General features: G+C 54.6%; 18 protein-coding genes. 15 read left to right on the top strand and 3 right to left on the bottom strand.

All coding sequences use genetic code 11. The features are described 5' to 3' along the window. Positions 1 to 6: 6 nt before the first annotated feature. Positions 7 to 480: an HIT domain-containing protein gene (locus ACH3PB_RS10020; protein ID WP_416399332.1), complete on the top strand. Its 474-nt coding sequence runs from the start codon at positions 7 to 9 to the stop codon at positions 478 to 480. Here ACH3PB_RS10020 and ACH3PB_RS10015 read toward each other — a convergent pair. Next, positions 378 to 1,322 (bottom strand): alpha/beta fold hydrolase, encoded by a 945-nt coding sequence (locus ACH3PB_RS10015; protein WP_416399331.1) that lies wholly within the window; start codon positions 1,320 to 1,322, stop codon positions 378 to 380. The genes ACH3PB_RS10020 and ACH3PB_RS10015 overlap by 103 nt on opposite strands. 146 nt (positions 1,323 to 1,468) lie before the next feature. On the opposite strand from ACH3PB_RS10015, the gene aspS reads away from it, so the two are divergent. Together aspS and ruvC are read left to right on the top strand one after the other, a co-directional pair. Beyond that, a complete protein-coding gene (gene aspS / locus ACH3PB_RS10010) occupies positions 1,469 to 3,259 on the top strand; it encodes an aspartate--tRNA ligase (RefSeq protein WP_416399330.1) in 1,791 nt (596 codons plus the stop codon). Between the two features lie 12 nt (positions 3,260 to 3,271). Beyond that, positions 3,272 to 3,799 (top strand): crossover junction endodeoxyribonuclease RuvC, encoded by a 528-nt coding sequence (gene ruvC / locus ACH3PB_RS10005; protein ID WP_416399329.1) that lies wholly within the window; start codon positions 3,272 to 3,274, stop codon positions 3,797 to 3,799. Positions 3,800 to 3,822: 23 nt separating this feature from the next. Here the strand turns inward: ruvC and ACH3PB_RS10000 are convergent, their stop codons facing one another. Further along, positions 3,823 to 4,536 carry a VC0807 family protein gene (locus ACH3PB_RS10000; protein WP_416399328.1) on the bottom strand — a complete coding sequence of 238 codons (714 nt, stop codon included), beginning with the start codon at positions 4,534 to 4,536 and terminating at the stop codon, positions 3,823 to 3,825. Positions 4,537 to 4,730: 194 nt separating this feature from the next. Between ACH3PB_RS10000 and ACH3PB_RS09995 the strand changes: the two genes are divergently transcribed. The 10 genes from ACH3PB_RS09995 to ACH3PB_RS09950 all read left to right on the top strand — a co-directional run bounded on the left by ACH3PB_RS09995 (position 4,731) and on the right by ACH3PB_RS09950 (position 15,722). Then, on the top strand, positions 4,731 to 6,026 hold the full coding sequence (locus ACH3PB_RS09995) for a putative DNA modification/repair radical SAM protein (protein WP_416399327.1): 1,296 nt from the start codon (positions 4,731 to 4,733) through the stop codon (positions 6,024 to 6,026). A gap of 46 nt (positions 6,027 to 6,072) precedes the next feature. After that, positions 6,073 to 7,626, top strand: a complete 1,554-nt coding sequence (locus ACH3PB_RS09990; RefSeq protein ID WP_416399326.1) for a UdgX family uracil-DNA binding protein — start codon at positions 6,073 to 6,075, stop codon at positions 7,624 to 7,626. Positions 7,627 to 7,784: 158 nt separating this feature from the next. After that, a complete protein-coding gene (locus ACH3PB_RS09985) occupies positions 7,785 to 8,309 on the top strand; it encodes a GspH/FimT family pseudopilin (protein WP_416399325.1) in 525 nt (174 codons plus the stop codon). A 32-nt stretch (positions 8,310 to 8,341) separates the two neighbouring features. Next, complete coding sequence (gene pilV / locus ACH3PB_RS09980) at positions 8,342 to 8,935, top strand: type IV pilus modification protein PilV (RefSeq protein ID WP_416399324.1); 594 nt, start codon at positions 8,342 to 8,344, stop codon at positions 8,933 to 8,935. Between the two features lie 8 nt (positions 8,936 to 8,943). Then, positions 8,944 to 9,714 carry a PilW family protein gene (locus tag ACH3PB_RS09975; protein WP_416399323.1) on the top strand — a complete coding sequence of 257 codons (771 nt, stop codon included), beginning with the start codon at positions 8,944 to 8,946 and terminating at the stop codon, positions 9,712 to 9,714. Positions 9,715 to 9,723: 9 nt separating this feature from the next. Next, entirely contained in the window at positions 9,724 to 10,374 is a 651-nt protein-coding gene (locus ACH3PB_RS09970) for a pilus assembly PilX family protein (RefSeq protein WP_416399322.1), read from the top strand. A gap of 46 nt (positions 10,375 to 10,420) precedes the next feature. Beyond that, positions 10,421 to 14,188, top strand: a complete 3,768-nt coding sequence (locus ACH3PB_RS09965) for a pilus assembly protein (protein ID WP_416399321.1) — start codon at positions 10,421 to 10,423, stop codon at positions 14,186 to 14,188. Further along, positions 14,185 to 14,523 carry a PilY2 family type 4a fimbrial biogenesis protein gene (locus ACH3PB_RS09960; RefSeq protein WP_416399320.1) on the top strand — a complete coding sequence of 113 codons (339 nt, stop codon included), beginning with the start codon at positions 14,185 to 14,187 and terminating at the stop codon, positions 14,521 to 14,523. Before ACH3PB_RS09965 ends, ACH3PB_RS09960 begins: the two co-directional genes overlap by 4 nt. 1 nt (position 14,524) lies before the next feature. Continuing rightward, positions 14,525 to 14,959: a type IV pilin protein gene (locus ACH3PB_RS09955; RefSeq protein ID WP_416399319.1), complete on the top strand. Its 435-nt coding sequence runs from the start codon at positions 14,525 to 14,527 to the stop codon at positions 14,957 to 14,959. Positions 14,960 to 15,020: 61 nt separating this feature from the next. Further along, complete coding sequence (locus ACH3PB_RS09950; protein ID WP_416399318.1) at positions 15,021 to 15,722, top strand: hypothetical protein; 702 nt, start codon at positions 15,021 to 15,023, stop codon at positions 15,720 to 15,722. Here ACH3PB_RS09950 and ACH3PB_RS09945 read toward each other — a convergent pair. Continuing rightward, entirely contained in the window at positions 15,692 to 16,672 is a 981-nt protein-coding gene (locus tag ACH3PB_RS09945; protein ID WP_416399317.1) for a GlxA family transcriptional regulator, read from the bottom strand. The two genes, ACH3PB_RS09950 and ACH3PB_RS09945, sit on opposite strands and share 31 nt — an antisense overlap. Before the next feature lie 159 nt (positions 16,673 to 16,831). On the opposite strand from ACH3PB_RS09945, the gene ACH3PB_RS09940 reads away from it, so the two are divergent. Continuing rightward, positions 16,832 to 18,634, top strand: a complete 1,803-nt coding sequence (locus tag ACH3PB_RS09940) for an acyl-CoA dehydrogenase (protein WP_416399316.1) — start codon at positions 16,832 to 16,834, stop codon at positions 18,632 to 18,634. Position 18,635: 1 nt separating this feature from the next. After that, the gene (locus tag ACH3PB_RS09935) at positions 18,636 to 19,439 is read left to right on the top strand and encodes a crotonase/enoyl-CoA hydratase family protein (RefSeq protein ID WP_416399315.1); all 804 of its coding nucleotides are present in this window, start codon (positions 18,636 to 18,638) and stop codon (positions 19,437 to 19,439) included. Positions 19,440 to 19,458: the final 19 nt, after the last annotated feature.

Raw genomic sequence — 19,458 nt, 5'->3', positions numbered from 1 at the left:
CTGAGCATGTCTGCAGAAGTCATTGCAGCGGATGGATTCGAGCTCGATCATCGTATCGAGCGCGATTCGGTCTTTGTCGGCAGGTTGGGCATTTGTGAAATCAGGCTGATGAACGATGCGGCCTATCCTTGGTGCCTGCTGATTCCGCTTGTCGCCGATGCTCGTGAACTGCACGAGCTCACGCGTATCCAGCGTGCATCGATCAACGACAGCTCATGTCTGCTGGCGACGGTGATGATGGATCTGTTCTCGGGTGAGAAGATGAATATTGCTGCGCTGGGGAACGTCGTTCCGCAGCTGCATATTCATCACATCGTGCGCTTCAGTCACGATCAGGCCTGGCCGGGGCCGGTATGGGGTCGTTTCCCGCCGAAGCCCTATGAGCCCGACGCACTGAACTTGCGGGTTCGTGATCTCAGGGCAGCTCTGTCTCTTGATGCCGTTGATCCCGCAGACTCTTTCATCGACAGCGAGGGCTGACTCTCGGCCCATTCAGCTAATCCAGCCTGCTGCATGAAGACCCGCATCAGCCGAAAGAAACGCTGAGTTTCTTCGACGAAGGGCAAATGCCCGGTATCTGGGATCAGATCCAGCGTCGCATCAGGTAGTGTCTCCACGAGTTGCCGTGTGCGGCGCTCAGGAACAAAGTCATCTTCCTCACCTGCACAAACCCACACCGGCCGGTGCAATCGCTTGAGCTCCGCCTTGGCATCAAAGTGATAGAGGTCTCGCAGAATTCGGCCGGCTGTGGAGGTGTCGAATTTCTTCAGATCCGGGATGTAATCAGCCATCGCGGTTTCGAAGTCATCGTCCGCCAAAACCTTGTCGGGATTGTGGAAGGCAGCTTTCATGACGAGCCGATGAGTGCTTGCGTACCTGGTGCCAATGCTGGTCGAGAAGTTGGTCAGCAGCAGGCCAAACTTGCCCAGATAGCGCGTGCCGAGTTGATTCCAGTAGTAGACGTTTTCCTCTTCGCGTCCATCAACAGTACCGCCGATGCTGATAACGGCCGAAATGATCGACTGCCGCTGACTGGCATAATAGAGCGCGGTAAGCGCGCCAGTAGAATGACCGAAGAGGACGACGGGCCGACTCGCCAGCTGCTCAGGTTCCAGATGCTCGGCGAGCTGACGGTCGATCGATTCAAGAACGAGCGCCTTGTCATAGTGCTGGTCTTCCTGTAGCGCCGGCTGGGGATAATGACCGGGCAGTGAGAGCGTAACGCAGTCACCAAATTGCCGCAGGTTGCGAAGGGTCTCCCGACTCCAGCTGCTCACAGGCATGAACAGGCCAGGTAGAAGAACGATCAGCGGTTTTTGCATGTTGAGCTCCAATTCAGGGCTTATTGTTCTTATTCCATTCATTCTAGGGTCGAGCTAGCGCGAATTCCAAACTCAGGACTGCAATTGGCGTATGGAGCGTTTATACTAGCACGCTTTTTAACGGCGCCTGCGAACGGGAAATTCCAATGCAAAGTCAATTCAGCCGCAGTCACTACTGTGGTGCCATATCCGAGTCCAACGTCGACGAAACTGTCACCCTTTGCGGCTGGGTTCACCGCAGGCGCGACCACGGCGGCGTTATCTTCCTAGATCTCCGTGATCGAGACGGCATAGCTCAGATCGTAGTCGACCCAGACACTGCCGAAGCCTTCTCACTTGCTGAAAAGGTACGAAGCGAATACGTGCTGGCGATCACTGGGCGTGTGCGTACTCGACCTGCCGGTACAGAGAACAAAGAGATGTCCACCGGCCGGGTCGAAGTGCTCGCCAAGAACGTCGAATTGCTGAGCTCGGCGCAGACGCCGCCATTCCCGCTCGACGATTACGTCGATGTGGGCGAGGAAGTCCGTCTCAAATATCGCTACCTGGATCTTCGCCGTCCGGAAATGCTGGACAAGCTCCGCCTGCGCTCCAAGGTCGCCACTTTCATTCGTAACTTTCTGGATCAGCAAGGCTTTATCGACGTCGAGACGCCGATACTCACGCGAGCTACCCCGGAAGGTGCACGTGACTATCTGGTACCAAGTCGAACGCATCCGGGCAGCTTCTTTGCACTCCCCCAGAGTCCACAGCTATTCAAGCAGCTGCTGATGATGTCGGGTGTGGATCGCTATTACCAGATTGCCAAGTGCTTCCGTGACGAAGACCTTCGGGCGGATCGTCAACCCGAATTTACCCAGGTCGATATCGAAACCTCGTTCATGAACGAGCTCGAAATCATCGAGCTGACCCAGGCGATGATCGTCGACCTGTTCAAGACCGTGCTCGGTGTTGATCTCGGCGAGTTCCCGCGTATGCCGTATGCCGAAGCCATGCAGCGTTATGGTAGCGACAAGCCTGATCTGCGGATCCCGCTGGAGCTGGTCGATGTTGCTGATCTGCTCAAGGATGCCGAGTTCAAGGTGTTTTCTGGTCCAGCCAACGATCCTGAGGGTAGGGTCGCTGCGCTGAAGATTCCCGCCGGCAACGAGCTGTCTCGCAAGCAGATCGACGACTACACCAAGTTCGTCGGCATTTACGGCGCCCGTGGTCTGGCCTATATAAAGGTCAACGACAAGTCTGCCGGTGCTGAAGGCTTGCAGTCACCAATCGTTAAGCACATTCCGGAAGCCGCCATCAGCGAAATTCTTAGCCGAACCGGCGCGGAAAATGGCGATCTGATCTTCTTCGGTGCTGACAAGTCTACCGTCGTGAATGAAGCACTCGGTGCACTGCGTGTGAAGATCGGTCAGGACAGAAACCTGTACACCAAGCCTTGGGCGCCATGCTGGGTCGTTGACTTCCCGATGTTTGAAAAGACCGACAAAGGCGCCTGGACACCACTGCATCACCCATTCACCGCACCGTCCTGCTCACCAGAGATGCTGGCCGAGAGCCCGGGCACTGCACTGAGCCGAGCTTACGATATGGTGCTGAACGGCACAGAGCTCGGTGGTGGTTCGATCCGTATCCACGACCGCGCCATGCAGCAGAAGGTTCTCGAGATTCTTGGTATTGGCGAGGAAGAAGCTGCCGACAAGTTTGGCTTCCTGCTGGACGCATTGAAGTACGGTGCACCCCCGCACGGTGGCTTGGCCTTCGGTCTGGATCGCCTGGTTATGCTGATGACAGGTGCGCAGTCCATTCGCGAGGTCATTGCATTTCCGAAGACCCAGAGTGCGATGTGTGTGCTGACTCAGGCGCCAGGCAAAGTAGAAGATCGCCATCTCAAGGAGCTTTCAATTCGTCTGCGTGCGAAAGAAGTCCCCGGCGCCTAGTAGTCGCGTAAGGTGATTATCCTCGGGATCGATCCCGGCTCGCGCATCACTGGCTATGGCCTGGTTCAGGCTCAGCATAATAAGCCGGTGTATGTCGCGAGTGGTTGCATAAGAGTGCAGGGTGACACGCTGGCGGAGCGCCTGCAGTGCGTGTTCCGCTCAGTGGCTCAGGTCATCGAGATGTATCGGCCGGAAACGGCTGCGATCGAAAAAGTCTTCATGGCCAAAAATGCGGATAGTGCGCTTAAACTGGGGCAGGCCAGGGGCGCGGCTATTCTTGCAATGGCTGAGGCTGGACTTGAGGTTGGTGAGTATTCTGCGACCAAGGTGAAGCAGGCAATGACTGGCACGGGTGCTGCGACCAAGGAACAGATGCAGCACATGGTTCAGGCAGTACTAAGACTTGACGCCACACCTCAGGCCGATGCGGCTGACGCACTGTCGATCGCGATCTGCCACATGCACACGACCCACAGCCTGAACGTCTTGCGGACCAACAGCGAGCGCGTCAGCAGTTTCGTCCGGGGCCGGCTGCGTTAGTTCGGCAGCTGCCCTGATCGAACCTAATGCTGTTTTAGAATGTCGTCCAGCTTAAGGCCGGTCAGTAGCTTGATCTGCTTGATCAGGTACCACAGACCGATCATCAGCACGATCATGCTGGGCAGGGCAATTACCGGAAAACTCAGCGCTGTCATCTTGCCCAGTTCTTCACTGTAGGCAGACGTGCCAGGCGGACTGACAAGGACGATTTTCGCCAGCATATAATTCAGTACTGCCGAGAGAAAGAATGAGCCTGCAACAATAGAGGCTACGTTCCACAGCTTCCCCTGAAACTCCTTCTCCTTACCGTTTTCCGCCAGGATTCGGTGCAGCTTGTCGACCTGCATGATCTGGTCGTTGAACAGAAAGATCTTCACCAGCGGAAACTTGGTCTTCTGTGAAATCAGGACTGCCAGACCAATCAGCGCCGGAATGGTCGCTTCTTTGATGGCGATATATTCCGGGTCCAGTTTCAACAGGCTCATACCGCCGGTCAGAAATACACTGACGATACCCAACACAGAGAAAAAGTTGGTCTTCTGGGATTTGCTGTAATCGTACAGGCCGTAGCCTATAGGGAAGGCCAGAGCGACCACAATGCTCACCATCGGTCCAAGTGAATCTTCGCCACTAAACTTGGACAGAATGATCACTGGAATGATGATGTTGAACAGTAGGTTTTGCAGCATGCCACCGCGGTGGGCTGGCTTTTCGGCGCTTGTCGTTTCGTTTGTCATGAACAATGGCTACGATCAAATGGGCTTGTGGCGCCGTTCCGAGGTGCGGCTACCAAGTGGGCTGAAGTTTATCAGAAAGCGAACCCTCATGACTGAAAGACTTTTCAATTCTCGCGATTTCCCGCATAAGCGCTTTACATTTACCGGATACTGTACAAAGATACAGTAGTGTGCGGTGATAGTGGGTGCTGGGAATGGAGCTGATTCAAAAGCTGGCGATATTAGCCGATGCAGCTAAATATGACGTTTCCTGTTCAAGTAGCGGGGCAGGCAAGAAAGCTGCAGGTAAGGGCAAAGGTTTCGGCTCCACCGAAGGTATGGGCATTTGTCATAGCTATACGCCAGATGGACGCTGTATATCGCTGCTAAAGATCCTGCTTACGAATTTCTGTATCTACGAATGCAGTTATTGTGTGAATCGTAGCTCAAGCAATGTCGCTCGAGCCCGCTTTACCGTCGATGAGGTGGTTCAGCTTACCGTTTCATTTTACAAGCGCAATTACATCGAGGGCCTGTTTCTCAGTTCTGGCATCATCCAGTCTGCTGACTACACGATGGAACAGTTACTCCAGGTGGCGAAAAAGCTGCGTGAGGAAGAAGGCTTTCACGGCTATATCCACCTCAAATCCATCCCGGAGGCGTCCCAGCATCTGATAGACGAAGCAGGTAAATACGCTGATCGTCTCAGTATCAATATTGAACTACCCAAGCAAGATTCGCTGCAGCAATTCGCGCCTGAGAAAGACCTGCACCAGATTCGTTCTGCCATGGCGAAGGTTCGGCTCAAGCGCGATGTCACCAAGGAAGAAAATATCGCGAAACAAAAGCACGCTGGTTCTCGCACAGTGAAGCTTGAGCGTTTCGTTCCTGCAGGGCAGAGCACGCAGATGATAATCGGTGCTGATTCTTCGAACGACAGCGATATTCTTGCAACCAGCTCAAATCTTTATCATTCCTATGGCTTGAAGCGCGTGTACTATTCTGCGTTCAGCCCGATTCCTCATGCTTCGCGACAGCTACCTATCAAGCCGCCACCACTTGTACGGGAAAACCGACTTTATCAAGCCGACTGGCTCCTGCGGTTCTACCAGTTCCGGGTTGAGGAAATCGTGCCTCCGGAGTCGGGGGAGTTGGAGCTGGATATTGACCCGAAGCTGTCATGGGCGCTGAGAAATCGGCAACACTTCCCCATAGATATCAATCGTGCCTCACAATATTGGCTGTTACGCATACCTGGCATCGGTTCTCGATCAGTAGACCGCATTCTGACGAACCGTCGTTTTCATGCACTGCGTCTGAACGATCTGGCGAAGATGCGGGTGTCGCTTAAAAAGGTGCAACCTTTCATCATCGCTCAGGATTATTGGCCCGCCTCGTCGCTTGTTGACTCGCTGACACTCAAGGCCCTGTTCTTGCCGCCCGCTCAACAAGCATCTATGACACTTCCAGGCTTGAATGGCGTGGGCGAGCAATTAGCCCTTTTTGGCTGATTTCTCAGTTTTCTCGCCTTAGCGTCTTCACAAAACAGGCTTATCCATGACTGGCATTTCAACTTTCAGACAGTGGAGGGATCGCTCTCGGGAATTGCTGAACGCGCAGGTGCCGCCGGAAGCTGTGAATTGGGAAGATGCTCACCAGCCATCGCTTTGGGACAGCTTGCCTTTAACGCCAGCCAATGAAACTCGTGCAACCGTGCCGGCCAGCTTTTTGAGTGTGGCAGAGAAAGTTGCCTGCCATCGCTCCACTGATAACTGGGCGCTCCTGTATCGAGTGCTGTGGAGGCTTGTGCACGGTGAGCGCGATTTGTTGGCGTTCACCATCGATCCTGATGTCCATGATCTTCGAAGACGTGCTCAGGTCGTACACCGAGCCGCCCATAAAATGAAAGCCTTTCTGCGGTTCACACCGCTTCGACTTGATCCGCCTGAAGGTCCTCAATTCGCTGAATTCCCCGGCCTCCCGGAGGATGGTAAGGGCGCTCTGGATCCGCAGCTCGGCCATGCGCGCTGGACTGCCTGGTTTGAGCCTTTACATCCGGTTTTACCACTTACCGCGCCATTCTTTGCTCGACGTTTTCCGAATATGCGCTGGAGCATTTTTACGCCGGACGGCATCGCTCACCACGATGAGGGGAGGGTGCGGTTTGAGTCAGCCGAAAGGCAATCTCCAGTAAAAGATGCGCTGACGCGCGCGGAGGACGATTTCGAGGCCATGTGGCTGACCTACTACGCGAAGACCTTCAATCCGGCCAGAACCAATGTAGCCCTGATGCAAAGTGAGATGCCGAAGCATTATTGGAAAAACATGCCTGAAGCAGCGTTGATTTCTTCGCTGGTCAGTGGCTCGGATGAAACAGTAGATGCCATGTTGAGTGCGGATATGCTGGATTCGGACGAGCTTCGTAAGCGATCTTCGTCGATTAGAGCCACACAGGATCAGCTCAGGCACAAAGTAACCGCGCGGGAGCCGCTGAAGATTATCGATACTCATAATTCCGAAGCCATTCAGAAAGCCAGCTCGATCGAGCAGTTGCGTGATATGGCCCAAGGCTGCAGTGCCTGCCCGCTCTTTAAAGATGCAACGCAGGCCGTTTTCGGTAGCGGTGCCAGCAATGCGAAGCTGATGATCATAGGCGAACAGCCAGGTGACATGGAGGATCTGCAGGGCGAGCCTTTCGTAGGGCCCGCGGGAAAACTCCTGAGAGGCGCGCTGGAAGAGGTGGGGCTAGATCTTGATAAATGTTACCTGACCAATACCGTCAAGCACTTCAAATGGAAGCCGAGTGGCAAGCGCCGTCTGCATGCCAGCCCCTCCGCAAGGGAGATTTCGGCTTGTTCAGGCTGGTTGGATGCTGAGGTGGATCTGGTTAATCCCGAGTACATTCTCTGTCTCGGCGCAACGGCCACTCAACGCGTGCTAGGTAGTAAGACCCGTCTCCAGGATGTTCGGGGGCGCTGGATCAGTCATGGGGGCAGGCAGGTGCTTTCGACCGTCCATCCATCCTATCTTCTGCGAATCCCTGCACGAGCCAAGCAGTCGGCTTACGATGCATTTCTGGTGGATCTCGAAAAGGTCAAGCAGCTTTCGTAAACTGTTAACTGTTTCTCAGTTTTATCGTCCAGTACCTCCTGGTTAGGCCCTTCTCAACCGTTCGTCGGCTTAATCCTGCCGTTCGTCGGATGCCTGTGGTTAGAAGTTGATCGGAAGACTAGGCTTCCTGATATATAAACATATCGGGGCTACGTCCTATGACGTCGAGACAACAGGGTTTCACGCTACTTGAGCTCATGATCGTGCTGGCTATCTCAGCTATTCTGCTGACCGTCGGCGTGCCGTCTTTCCAGACGATGATCAAGAATAACCGTTTGACCACTGCGACCAACGCCTTTGTGTCGCAGCTGAATTATGCCCGCAGTGAGGCTATTCGGTTCAACTGGGCAGTGAACCTAGAGAGAAAAGGCAGCGCTTCCCAGGTGTGGAGCAACGGTTGGACTATTTATCGAGATGCCAGCAACAAGAGCGACGGTGACACGACCTTCGCGGCAGCAACTGATCAGCTTCTGCGCGATCGAGACCCTTTCGATGGCGATGTCCAAATCAAGTCTGACAGCTCTGCAGCGAGCCGTATTCCATTCCGACCCAACGGCATGCTGGCGAAGAACGCGGCCATGACCTTCGCGGTCTGTGACGACCGGGGTAAGGACCATGGCCGGATGATCACTCTTTCAAGGACAGGTCGTGTGTCGACTGGTCCCGCCACCAGTTGCCTGTGACCATGGTAAATTGCTTCAGGAGAACCCTCTCAATGTTCCAGCAAACTTCCTGTCGATCCGGCATCGGTCGGCAAACAGGCATGACACTGCTCGAGGTGCTGATCGCGCTGATGGTGCTATCAGTTGGCATTCTCGGTATCGCCAGCCTCCAGATGGTCAGCCTGCAATCGACTACGAATTCGAATCTCAACACCCACGCGATGATGCTGACCAATGATCTCATGGATCGCATACGCGCCAATCGCAGCGCCATTCTCGATAACAAGGGCATGCCTGATCTCGGCAACTATGGTAAGGCTGCCAAGGCGGCTTTTCCTGACGTGAGCAAACTGACCGCTGCCTGCTATACGAGCACGGGCTGCACGGAAGAAGAAATGGCGACCAACGATCTAATTCAATGGTCTGAAAGCCTCAAGCGCGTACTGCCGATCACCGATAGTCAGCTTACAGCAAACGCTGTTATCTGCCTTGACTCGAGCCCTGATCCTGTTCTTAGTCCAGACTGCGACGGCCTCGGCAGTGCGGTCAAGATTGCTTTTAGTTGGTCCGAGTCGACAGTGCTGGACCAGCAGGCTGCCGATCCCGCAGCGACAGTCCAGACTTACGTTACCAGTTTTGAGCCATAGGAGCTGACATGATGCACGCCAGACAGAACGGCCTCTCACTGGTCGAATTAATGATCGCCATTCTCGTCAGCTCACTGCTGCTGGCGGGTGTGGTGCAGGTGATGCTGGCCAAGAAGGACACCTATACCTTTCAGCAGGCCCAGTCGCAGGTACAGGAAAATTCACGTTTCTCGATGACCTTCCTTGAGGACATTCTCGAGAAGACGGGCTTCCGTCAGATGCCCCAGACCACAAAGCTCTTCGTGTACAAACAAAAGGGCGCCTCGTCGGACTGTGCGACTTTTGATCCAGGTCAAGTGATTGCTGCATCCAAGACCGGCACTGGTATTTGTATCCGATACCAGGAAGTAGTTGCTGATGATGTCGACTGTACTGGGGAACCTATTGGCGTAGCAGCTGATCTGAATGCGCCAGGTTACGAAGAACCAGTCATAGAGCGGATCTACTACAACGACGCCACTAACGAACTGTTATGCGGCCGCGATGGCAGCGATGCTTTTCCTCTGGTCAGCGACATCGAAGATTTCTCACTTCGTTATGGCATCGACAGCAATAACGACCGTGTCGCCGACAAGTACGTGACAGCACCTGCTAGCGGTGACTGGATGAAAATTGTAAGTCTGCGCTTCGATGTGCTGACAGTAGCGCCGGGCAATATCAATACGACACCACAGGTCTTCCGTTTTCCCCTGGATGCCGCGACTGATACGACTGCATCAGACGCCCGCATTTATCGCGTGGCCACTCAGACCATCGCCCTCAAGAACATTGTGTTGTAGGAGATGACCATGACACAGAGGTACTTAAGTGAAACGAATGGTATCCACCGACCGGCCGAGCAGGGCGTGGCGCTCATTGCCGCGCTCGTCATGCTACTGGTTATGACCGTCATCGCTGTACTGGGCATGGAAGAGACGACGCTTGAAGAGCGCATGCTCCTGAATATGCGCGATAAGGGCATGTCTGTAGAAGCTGGTGAGTCAATGCTGCGACGGCTGGAGCGCTATCTCGCCGTGCAGACAGGAAATCCGCCTGCCAAGCTCACAAGCGACTGTGCTTCGCCACCACTCTGTGGCGGCGCAGAGCCGGTAGTATGGGTTGCCGGTCAGAAGGCATGGGACACCAAGCTGGATGACTGGACCTGGTGGAACAATCAGGCCGTTCGTTATAACTACATTGATGCTGATACTGAAAAGCTCGCGGGTGTTTCGCAGCCGCCTCGAGGGATGCTGATATATGACGGATTCGATCTTCCCAGCGCTGATCTCAAATTCGGTGTTGCAGTCACTGATCCACAAACCGCCGCAGCCGGCGTAGGGCCACACTATTACTCGGTAGTCAGTACAGCTGCTGGCTTACGCTCAGACAATGCTGACACTACGGATTGGCGAGAGGACACAACCTCTACAGTCGAAAGCCGCTACATAAAGATTCTTTGATTTACTACAGCCTCTGGCATGCGCCGGGGGCAGGGTGAGGTGATGTATGTTGAATGAGACCTTGAAAACTGTTGCATGTGTCGCGCGCAGATCCGGTTTGTATACGCTCGCGTCCTTGGTGCTGCTTGGACCTGCGACGCAGACTTTTGCTGCGCCGTTGGCTTTGTCCCAGACTCCTTTATTTATCAAGAAGGGAGTTGATCCAAACATATTTGTCACCTTCGACGATTCGGGTTCGATGTCCTGGGCATTTACCCCGGATTTCATCGGATGGGAAGGGTATGGCTGGTATAACGATGACGATGAAAAAGACCATATCTATAGGCGTTTTGCGTCGCCAGATTTTAATGCGCAGTACTATAACCCTGATATTATCTATGCACCGCCGAAAAGGGCTGACGGAACTAGTTACAGCACCTCTTTTACAGCGGCCTACATCAACGGTTTCCATCCAAACGTCGATGGTGTGACAGGCGATGATGTGCGCAATCTGTCCAATGATTACAGGGTGCAATATCTTTACGAGCCCTCCACGAACCTAGGCAAGAGCGTTCCGTCTCAGATAAAACGGCATCCAGTGCAGGAGTTCGGTTCTAAGGGAACAATCTCGAAAAATGGTACAGAAAAGGGGCAAGCCGCTTACTATTACCGTTATGTGCTCGGGGAATGTAAAGGTAATAAATCACTTTATGATGAAACCTGCTATAAGTACGTCCAGGTAGGCAGCGAAAACAATCGCCCCGCCGCAGAATCCCAACAGAATTTTGCTAACTGGTATTCGTTCTATCGCACTCGTGTTTTTGCTGCAGCAAGTGCGGCAACGTTGGCTTTCGAAGCTGTAGGCCCAACTGCGCGACTCGGGTTCCAGGCTTTGAACAGGTGTAACTCGTTCAGCAGTAGCTGTTCCGGCTGGACCGGTGAAAATGTTGACAGCCGCCTACGTCCTTTTACAGGCAGCCATCGTAATGGCCTTTATAAATGGCTTTCGATTGCCCCGGCTAGGAATGGAACACCGCTTCGGAGTGCCATGGATCGAGCCGGCAACGAAATTGCCAGAACGGGTGTGAATGGTGCCTATGCTTATCTACCAGGCACCACCTTGGAGCCTATCATCGAATGCCGGCCTTCCTACCACATGATGTTTACAGACGGGGTATGGAACTCTGATAACATCAGTAGTTACGGTAATGCTGACAACAAGTCTGTGGCCATGCCGACTGGATCGCCAGCGAGTGAGTTCGGTATTCAGAACTATTCACCAAAAGCACCTTACAAAGACGATTACTCTAACACCTTGGCTGATATCGCCTTCTCGCAATGGATCACCGACGCTCAGCCAACCATTGCGAACAAGGTTCCCACTTTCATCGCTGCCAAGGCAGGCTCCGCTGAAGATGTATTTTGGAATCCAAGAAATGACTCTGCGCACTGGCAGCATATGACTACATTTACTGTAGGTCTTGGCTTCAGCGCGACCATGACGGATCCGAACTTCAATGGTGACACTTTCGGTGGGGATTTTACTGCACTTAGTAGCGGTGCAAAGAGTTGGCCCGAGGCGAAAAAGGACGGCAACCAAAATGCGTATGACCTGTGGCATGCTGCCATCAACGGTCGTGGCAAGTTCTTTAGTGCGGATGATCCGAACAGCCTCGTAGAGTCTTTCCGTGCAGTTTTACAGGGTATTCAGGATAGAACTGCAACTGCTGCAGCCCCCGCCTCGAATTCAGCTATTATTCAGGGCGCCGAATTCAGCTATTCCGCAAGCTTCAACTCCGAAGATTGGAGCGGGGATCTTCGGGCGTTCGCGCTTACTGAGACCGATGGCACGCTCACTGTAGCTGACACGCCTACATGGTCCGCTCAGCAGAAGCTTGGCGCGACTAATCCCAATGATCGAAAAATTCTCATAGCAAATGCTTCCAAGCAGCTGGTCCCATTCAAATACAGCAACCTGCCGTCTTCACAGCAGATAATGATGAGTCGAAATGCTGTCGGCGGTACTGATGCATTAGGCGAGTCGCGAGTCGAGTGGTTACGCGGCAGCAAGGCTGGAGAGGGCACCACGTTTCGCTCTAGAGGCCCAGACACTGCGCGGAAGCTTCTAGGGGATATTATCTATTCGACTCCCCTGTATGTCGGTCCGCCAAGCTTCCTGAACCTGGATAAGACAGAAGGTCTCGCCGCTGCAGACCCTAATAGCTATGCAAAATTCAAGATTGCGCAAGCGGCGCGAAAGCCAATGGTTTATGTAGGCGCCAACGATGGCATGCTACATGCGTTCGACGCGGCGACAGGCCAGGAAGAGTTCGCTTTCGTACCGAGCGAAGTGGTTCCTAATCTATATAAGCTGAGTTCACCGGGGTACGCGCACGAGTCATTTGTGGACGGCGAACTCAACTCCTTCGACGTTTATGACCCATCCAGCGACACGAAGTGGCGTACGCTGTTAGTAGGTACGCTCCGTGGTGGTGGGCGATCAGTGTTTGCCCTTGATATCACGAATCCGCTTACTCCAAAGCTGATGTGGGAGGTCAGTGGCACCCAGGCATTAGGCTCTACCGTCCGACCAGAGCTGGGCTTCACTTACAGTAAGCCTCAGATAGGCCGTTTGCATAATGGCCGTTGGGGCGTGATTCTTGGCAACGGATACAAAAGCAATCTCGACCGATCCCGCCTTCTGGTTCTGAACGCACTGACGGGCGCTACTATCAAAACATTCGACACTGGAGTCGGTAGTCCTGATGATCCAAATGGTATGGCTGAGCCGCTTCTGGCCGATGTGAACGGGGACCTCATTATCGACTCTGTTTATGCGGGAGATCTCCATGGACACCTGTGGCGTTTTGACCTCATTAACACCACCATTGCGACGCGTACCGCCATTCTCGGCGATGCTACGACGCCTGCCAGGATCAACGGCACTTCGCTTAGCCAGTGGAAGATAGCGGAAAACAAACCTCTGTTCACTGCAAGGCAAGCCGACAACGGCAGGCAGTCGATTTCCAGCCGTCCGCAGCTGGCCTTGCATCCTTTCGGGGATAGTTACCTCGTAGTCTTCGGTACTGGCCGATATCTTGAGAGCGGCGATGCGCTGCCGAATACTACACGGGTAGATAGCTTCTATTCTGTCTGGGACAGATCGATTCTGGATAAAACGGTTTCGAACGGCACCTTTACACGATCCAATCTTCAGCAGCAGAAGCTCTTGAGGGTTGAGGATCAGGAGTATGAAGTTGAAATTGGGGGCATTGTTTTCAAGGAGAAGAATACCATCAAGCGCGTGACAACAGAGAGGGTAGACTGGTTCACCTACGACGATACGCCGCCTTTTGACGCGCCAGTTGTGAACGAGCGCGGCTGGTTCCTGGACTTCGTGGAGTACAAAGACGATGGAACAGGCAAAGCCAGTTCCGCAGATCCTGTGAACCTGGGCGAGATGATCATGACCAGCCCGATTGTGCGCGGAACTGGCGCTGACCCAATCGTGTTCTTCCTAACCGCGACTCCACTTAGCTCTGTATGCGAGAGCGGCCTGGAAAACTATATCTATGGTCTGACTGCGTCGGGTGGTGCGCCTGCAAAACGTCAGTTCGATTTGAGCAATGACGGCATGGTGAACAGCGGCGACTATAATTCCAGTGATGCCAAGTACGGATCAACCAATAATCTTGCGGCGGTCAAAGTCGCTAACATAGGCGGTTTCAATGCTGTTGGTGAAAATTTACTGCTATCAACCGCTACTGGTATCGATACGGTCAAAACGAGCTTTGGCGCATCGGATGGACGACAGACCTGGAGGCAGTTGAGATGAGTATATTCAATTTACGAGTTGGTGTTGTGACGCTCCTTATTACGGCCTGCAGCTCGCTGCAGGCGGCAGAAACATTCGAAGCGCAGGGGCTTATTCGCGAGGTGGACCCAATTGTCCGTTCGCTGAATGTTGCTGGCTCGACGTATCGGGTAGATGAGGAGGTTTTCATCGTGCAGGGAGGTCAGAAAGCTGCAGCAATACCCGAGCTACAACCTGGAGATATCGTGGCCTTCAACGGGATCGTCCTAAGCAACGGAGACCGCCTGATTCAATCGATCAATTTAATCAGACGGGATTTCAAGCCCGAGCTACCCGGCAACATGCAGGAGCAATAACATGCGCCACCAAAAAGGCTTCACCCTCATTGAACTCATGATCGTAGTCGCCATCGTCGGCATCCTCGCCGCGGTGGCGTACCCGGCCTACCGTGACAGCGTGATGAAGTCGCATCGCGCTGATGCGAAGGCCGAGCTCCTGAGAATGGCGACGGCGCAGGAGAAGTTCTTCTCGCGCAATGGTCGTTACTCCAGAACGGTCGAGGAATTGGGTTATGCGAAGGGTACTCCCTTAAATACCCTTAACTTCAATGAGCATTACAACATCGTCATCACCAACTCACCGGCAGCAGCTGCTGGCAACGCGGTGACCTACACGCTTACAGCCAACGCAAAGGCAGGCCAGCTCGACGATAAATGCGATGGGCTCTCCATCAACAGTATCGGTGCCAAAGGGGTCACTGAAGGCGACAATAAGACTTGCTGGGATCGCTGAAGCCGGTATCATCGTTTGCCTCTGACAGGTCACTGTCTCCTTAAGGAAATGCGAAGCAGCGATGCTCTACTGGCTCTTTCTCTTAATCACGCTGCCTGCGGTTGCAGGCTGCGGTTATCTTCTCATCCTCCAATACGAACAGCGCGAACGCGCCCTGCGTGAGCTGGATGCAGAGGCTGCGCATCGTTCCGAGCGGCGCCGCAAGCTGCGGCCCACCGACTATTACATCAAGATTGCCTTGAAAGATCCGCTGGCGGTCGCCCGGCGCGAATCGATGCTCGGCCGCTTTGGCTCGAAAGTAGCACCGGTGTTGATCACCAAGGAAGTCTACAAACAACTCGAACAAGCTATCAGTGAGCAACTGGATGAGCGCGAAATCGAGGCTGAGTTTTCGTTGCACATCGCACGCTCACCACTACCAGAGACACCGTCTCGCTCCGCGCGTCCGGTCGTGGACAAAGCTGCCGGCAAATCCTCCGCGATTAAGAGTCCAGTCACCAAAGTGACATCGCCGCGCCCCCTGGAACGAGAAGCATCTGCTGGCGTCATTGTTGAAGAAGATGACCTGCTGCTGCTGCTCGATGAACCTGAGGTCGCGCAGTATCCGCCAGCCAGAAAACGTGGTTTCAATCCAGTACGTGCGCTGCGGAAAAAGGGGCTCTTCGGTGGCAGGCGGTCGAAAAAATCCTCTGAAGATATCGATCCTTACGACGATCTGCAGGACGACAGCGATCAAACCGTGCGGGAAAACTTGGACCGGTAATGCCCGGGTGACATGCCCACCTCGCGTTTGAACAGTCGATTGAACGACGCGCTCTCGCTATAGCCTACACTCAAGGCAATCTGATCCACATTCTCCCGGCTGCGCTCGAGCAGTCGTCGGGCTCTGTCTATTCTGACTTTCTGTAAATAACTTCTTGGGGGCAGACCAGTAGCCTGCTTGAAGCGTCTCTTGAAGGTTCGCTCGGACAGGTTGACCAGGGCCGCCAGGGACGTGACCAGTATCGGCTCCGCATAATGCGACTGTATGTAGGCCTGGGCGACCGACACAGGCTCATCCGTGTGATTGAATCGTGCTTGAAGGCTGCTGTACGCCGACTGATTGTTCCGACCGTAGTCGAACACAAACACCCGCGCCGTAGTCCGCGCGATCTCATAGCCGTGGTAGCGCTCGATCAGGAAGAACACCAGGTCTAGCCAGGCACTGCCGCCGCCAGCACAGAACACCCGACCGTCCGTTGTAATGAGTTTTTCCGTCTGCAGGTTCACCTGAGGATAGCGAGCGCGAAATTCGGCAGTGAAGCCCCAGTGTGTGGTCGCCTTGCGGCCGTCAAGGAGTCCCGATTCCGCCAGCAGGAAAGCGCCGGTATCGTTGCTGGCCAGATCACTGCCGCTGGCCGCTAGGCGCTGCAGATGGCTGACGACATCGCCTGCGCCGGCAAGCACACGATTAAGTCGGCCACCTATCGTCGGCACCAACACGAGGTCGCAGGCGTCGATATCTTCCAGTGCCGTATGTGGTTTGATAACGATGCCGCTCGTGCAAAGGATATCTTCACCCTGGACCGACGCGATCTGCACCTCGAACAAATGTGCTGAACTCTCGCCATGCAGTCGGTCCCAGGTGACCCCTGCCAGTCGGAAAACGTCCGCCGCCCCTGTGAGGGCGGACGCGAGGCAGCCATCGAAGCCGATTACCACCACCTTGATCATTCGTTGATCCTATCCAGGCTGAAGGTTAGCGCCAATCTTCACAAACGGAGAGGTGTGGCACGTTTGGACACTAATATGTCATATACGCCACTGACTTTGTCAAGCCGCATTTGTAATGCTAGGTATCTGTCAATCAGCTAGAGAGTGGCCGAATACCTCATGACCGACCAGCTTCTGAACGAACGTGACCTCGACTTCCTGCTTTTCGATGTGCTCAAGGCCGATAGCCTTTGCGAGCGCAAGGCATTCTCTGATCATAATCGGGAGAGCCTGACGGCAGCACTGCAAACTGCGGCAGGCATTGCCCGCGAATACTTGCTACCGCACAACAGGCTGCTGGATGAGGATGAGCCACAGTTCGACGGTAAGACCGTGAGCATTCGGCCAGAGGTCAAACAGGCCATGACAGCCATAGCCGATGCCGGTTTTCTGGCTGGACGGGAGTCTCAGGAGGAGGGCGGTATTGCGCTGCCTGAAACGGTGATGCTGGCGTGCATGGCGTACTTCATGGCTGCGAACCCGAGCACAAGCGGCTATCCGTTTTTGACCATGGCTGCGGCTCGCTTGCTGAAGAACTTTGGCAGCGATTCCCTGAAAGAACATTTCCTGCCACACATGCAGAGTGGCCGTTTCTCCGGCACCATGGCGCTGACCGAGCCACAGGCTGGTTCTTCCCTGGCTGACATCACCACCAAGGCCACGCCCGCGGATGACGGTACCTATCGCATCAAGGGTCACAAGATCTATATCAGCGGTGGCGATCACGAACTGACTGACAATATCGTGCATATGGTGTTGGCAAAGATCGAAGGTGCGCCGCCGGGCGTCAAAGGTATCTCGCTGTTCGTGGTGCCAAAGTTCCTCCTGCAGGAAGACGGTTCGTTAGGTGAGCGCAACGACGTAGCCCTGGCCGGTCTGTTCCACAAGCTGGGCTATCGCGGTACGACCTCGACTGCGCTGAACTTCGGTGAGAAGGGCTGTTGTGTCGGGTATCTCATCGGTGAGCCGCACCAGGGTCTGAAATACATGTTTCAGATGATGAACGAGGCTCGCCTCGGGGTGGGTCTGGGTGCCGCATCTATCGGTTACCGCGGCTATATGCTGAGCCTGGACTACGCGAAGGGCCGTCCTCAGGGACGTCCTGCAGCATCGCGTGATCCGCTCGCCGCTCCAGTCAACATCATTGAGCATGCGGATGTCCGACGCATGCTGCTGGCACAGAAGGCCTACTGTGAAGGTGCCCTGGCACTAACGCTCTACGGCGGCCGCCTGGTCGACGATATCAGCAGCGCCCCTCAGGCCGAAGCCGAAGAAGCGCAGACACTGCTGGACCTGCTCACGCCGATCATGAAGGCCTGGCCTTCCGAGTACGGCGTCAAGGCTAACGACCTGGCCATCCAGGTCTATGGCGGTGCTGGCTATACCCGTGAATACCCGGTCGAGCAGTGCTGGCGCGACAATCGCCTCAATCCAATTCACGAAGGCACCAACGGCATACAGGCGCTCGATCTATTGGGGCGCAAGGTCTGGCAGGAAAAGGGTCGGGGTCTGACCATCCTGCACAAGCGTATACAGAACACGCTGTCGTCAGCACCTCCTGAGCTCGAAGTTGAAGTGAAGAAGCTCGATGCGCTGATCAAGCAGGTAGCCGCAGCTACAGCCTCCATAGGTGCAGCCATGCAGCAGGCAGGTCCGGACGTGGCGTTGTCGAATGCAGCTTCATATCTGCATCTGGTAGGGCACACTACGGTAGCATGGCTCTGGCTCATGCAGGCTGCTGAAGCACAGCACCTGCTCAAGACTACTGACGCTTCGAATGAAGAGGCGGTCTCGTTTTACAGCGGTAAACTACAGGCCTGCCGCTTTTTTTATCGTCATGAACTGCCGCTGGTACAACGGGATGTCGATCTCTTGATGTCTGGCGACACGACAACCATGGATATGCAAGCCAACTGGTTCTGATATGACTGACTCAGCAAGCACACAGACGCAGGATGTCACGATCGAACAGCGGGGCCATGTGCTCCTTATCGGCTGGAATCGACCACAGAAGTACAATGCGCTTACGGTAGACATGTACTATCAGCTGGCCGCTACCTATGGGCGACTGCAGCGCGATGATGATCTTCGGGTCGCCGTTGTTTTCGCTCATGGTAAGCATTTTACCGCTGGCCTGGAACTTGATGGCTGGGCCGAGACCTTCGCCAAAGGCAAGATGCCGGACCTGCGTGAAGGCGACATCGACCCCTACGGCCTGGCCGGCGAGCCGCTGACCAAGCCGGTCGTGATTGCGGTGCAAGGTCTGTGCTTTACCGCTGGAGTGGAGCTCCTGCTCAATTCGGATGTACGCGTTGCGGCCACTGATACGCGTTTCGCACAGCTTGAAGTGCAGCGGGGCTTTCATGCCTGCGGCGGTGCCACGCTGCGCCTGCCCACCGAGATTGGCTGGGCCAATGCGCAGCGTTATCTGCTGACTGGTGATGAATGGACTGCCAAGCAGGCCCTTGACTGGGGGCTGGTACAGTCGCTGGTCGAGCCAGGTCAGCAGCTTGACGAAGCGCTCAGGATCGCTGAGCGAATTGCCAGTGCCGCACCACTGGGGGTTAAAGGCAGCCTACGGTCTTCGAAGCTCATGCGACAGACGCTTGAAAAGGATGCGCTGGAGCGAATGTATGCTGACCTCGTTCCAATAATCCGCAGCGAAGATATGCAAGAGGGCATTGCCTCCTTCATGGAACGCCGAGATGCCAATTTCAAAGGCCGCTGAACACTTCATCGTGCCGTCC

The organism is Allohahella sp. A8 (assembly GCF_047946665.1).
Classification (GTDB): Bacteria; Pseudomonadota; Gammaproteobacteria; order Pseudomonadales; family Oleiphilaceae; genus Allohahella.
This window is presented reverse-complemented; position numbering and strand designations above follow the sequence as displayed.

What these genes read in the sequence shown, in the direction of transcription:
- ACH3PB_RS10020 (WP_416399332.1), top strand. Translation starts at nt 7, where the DNA reads ATGTCTGCAGAAGTCATTGCAGCGGATGGATTCGAGCTCGATCATCGT.
- ACH3PB_RS10015 (WP_416399331.1), bottom strand. Translation starts at nt 1,322, where the DNA reads ATGCAAAAACCGCTGATCGTTCTTCTACCTGGCCTGTTCATGCCTGTG.
- aspS (WP_416399330.1), top strand. Translation starts at nt 1,469, where the DNA reads ATGCAAAGTCAATTCAGCCGCAGTCACTACTGTGGTGCCATATCCGAG.
- ACH3PB_RS10000 (WP_416399328.1), bottom strand. Translation starts at nt 4,536, where the DNA reads ATGACAAACGAAACGACAAGCGCCGAAAAGCCAGCCCACCGCGGTGGC.
- ACH3PB_RS09995 (WP_416399327.1), top strand. Translation starts at nt 4,731, where the DNA reads ATGGAGCTGATTCAAAAGCTGGCGATATTAGCCGATGCAGCTAAATAT.
- ACH3PB_RS09990 (WP_416399326.1), top strand. Translation starts at nt 6,073, where the DNA reads ATGACTGGCATTTCAACTTTCAGACAGTGGAGGGATCGCTCTCGGGAA.
- ACH3PB_RS09985 (WP_416399325.1), top strand. Translation starts at nt 7,785, where the DNA reads ATGACGTCGAGACAACAGGGTTTCACGCTACTTGAGCTCATGATCGTG.
- pilV (WP_416399324.1), top strand. Translation starts at nt 8,342, where the DNA reads ATGTTCCAGCAAACTTCCTGTCGATCCGGCATCGGTCGGCAAACAGGC.
- ACH3PB_RS09975 (WP_416399323.1), top strand. Translation starts at nt 8,944, where the DNA reads ATGATGCACGCCAGACAGAACGGCCTCTCACTGGTCGAATTAATGATC.
- ACH3PB_RS09970 (WP_416399322.1), top strand. Translation starts at nt 9,724, where the DNA reads ATGACACAGAGGTACTTAAGTGAAACGAATGGTATCCACCGACCGGCC.
- ACH3PB_RS09965 (WP_416399321.1), top strand. Translation starts at nt 10,421, where the DNA reads ATGTTGAATGAGACCTTGAAAACTGTTGCATGTGTCGCGCGCAGATCC.
- ACH3PB_RS09960 (WP_416399320.1), top strand. Translation starts at nt 14,185, where the DNA reads ATGAGTATATTCAATTTACGAGTTGGTGTTGTGACGCTCCTTATTACG.
- ACH3PB_RS09955 (WP_416399319.1), top strand. Translation starts at nt 14,525, where the DNA reads ATGCGCCACCAAAAAGGCTTCACCCTCATTGAACTCATGATCGTAGTC.
- ACH3PB_RS09950 (WP_416399318.1), top strand. Translation starts at nt 15,021, where the DNA reads ATGCTCTACTGGCTCTTTCTCTTAATCACGCTGCCTGCGGTTGCAGGC.
- ACH3PB_RS09945 (WP_416399317.1), bottom strand. Translation starts at nt 16,672, where the DNA reads ATGATCAAGGTGGTGGTAATCGGCTTCGATGGCTGCCTCGCGTCCGCC.
- ACH3PB_RS09940 (WP_416399316.1), top strand. Translation starts at nt 16,832, where the DNA reads ATGACCGACCAGCTTCTGAACGAACGTGACCTCGACTTCCTGCTTTTC.
- ACH3PB_RS09935 (WP_416399315.1), top strand. Translation starts at nt 18,636, where the DNA reads ATGACTGACTCAGCAAGCACACAGACGCAGGATGTCACGATCGAACAG.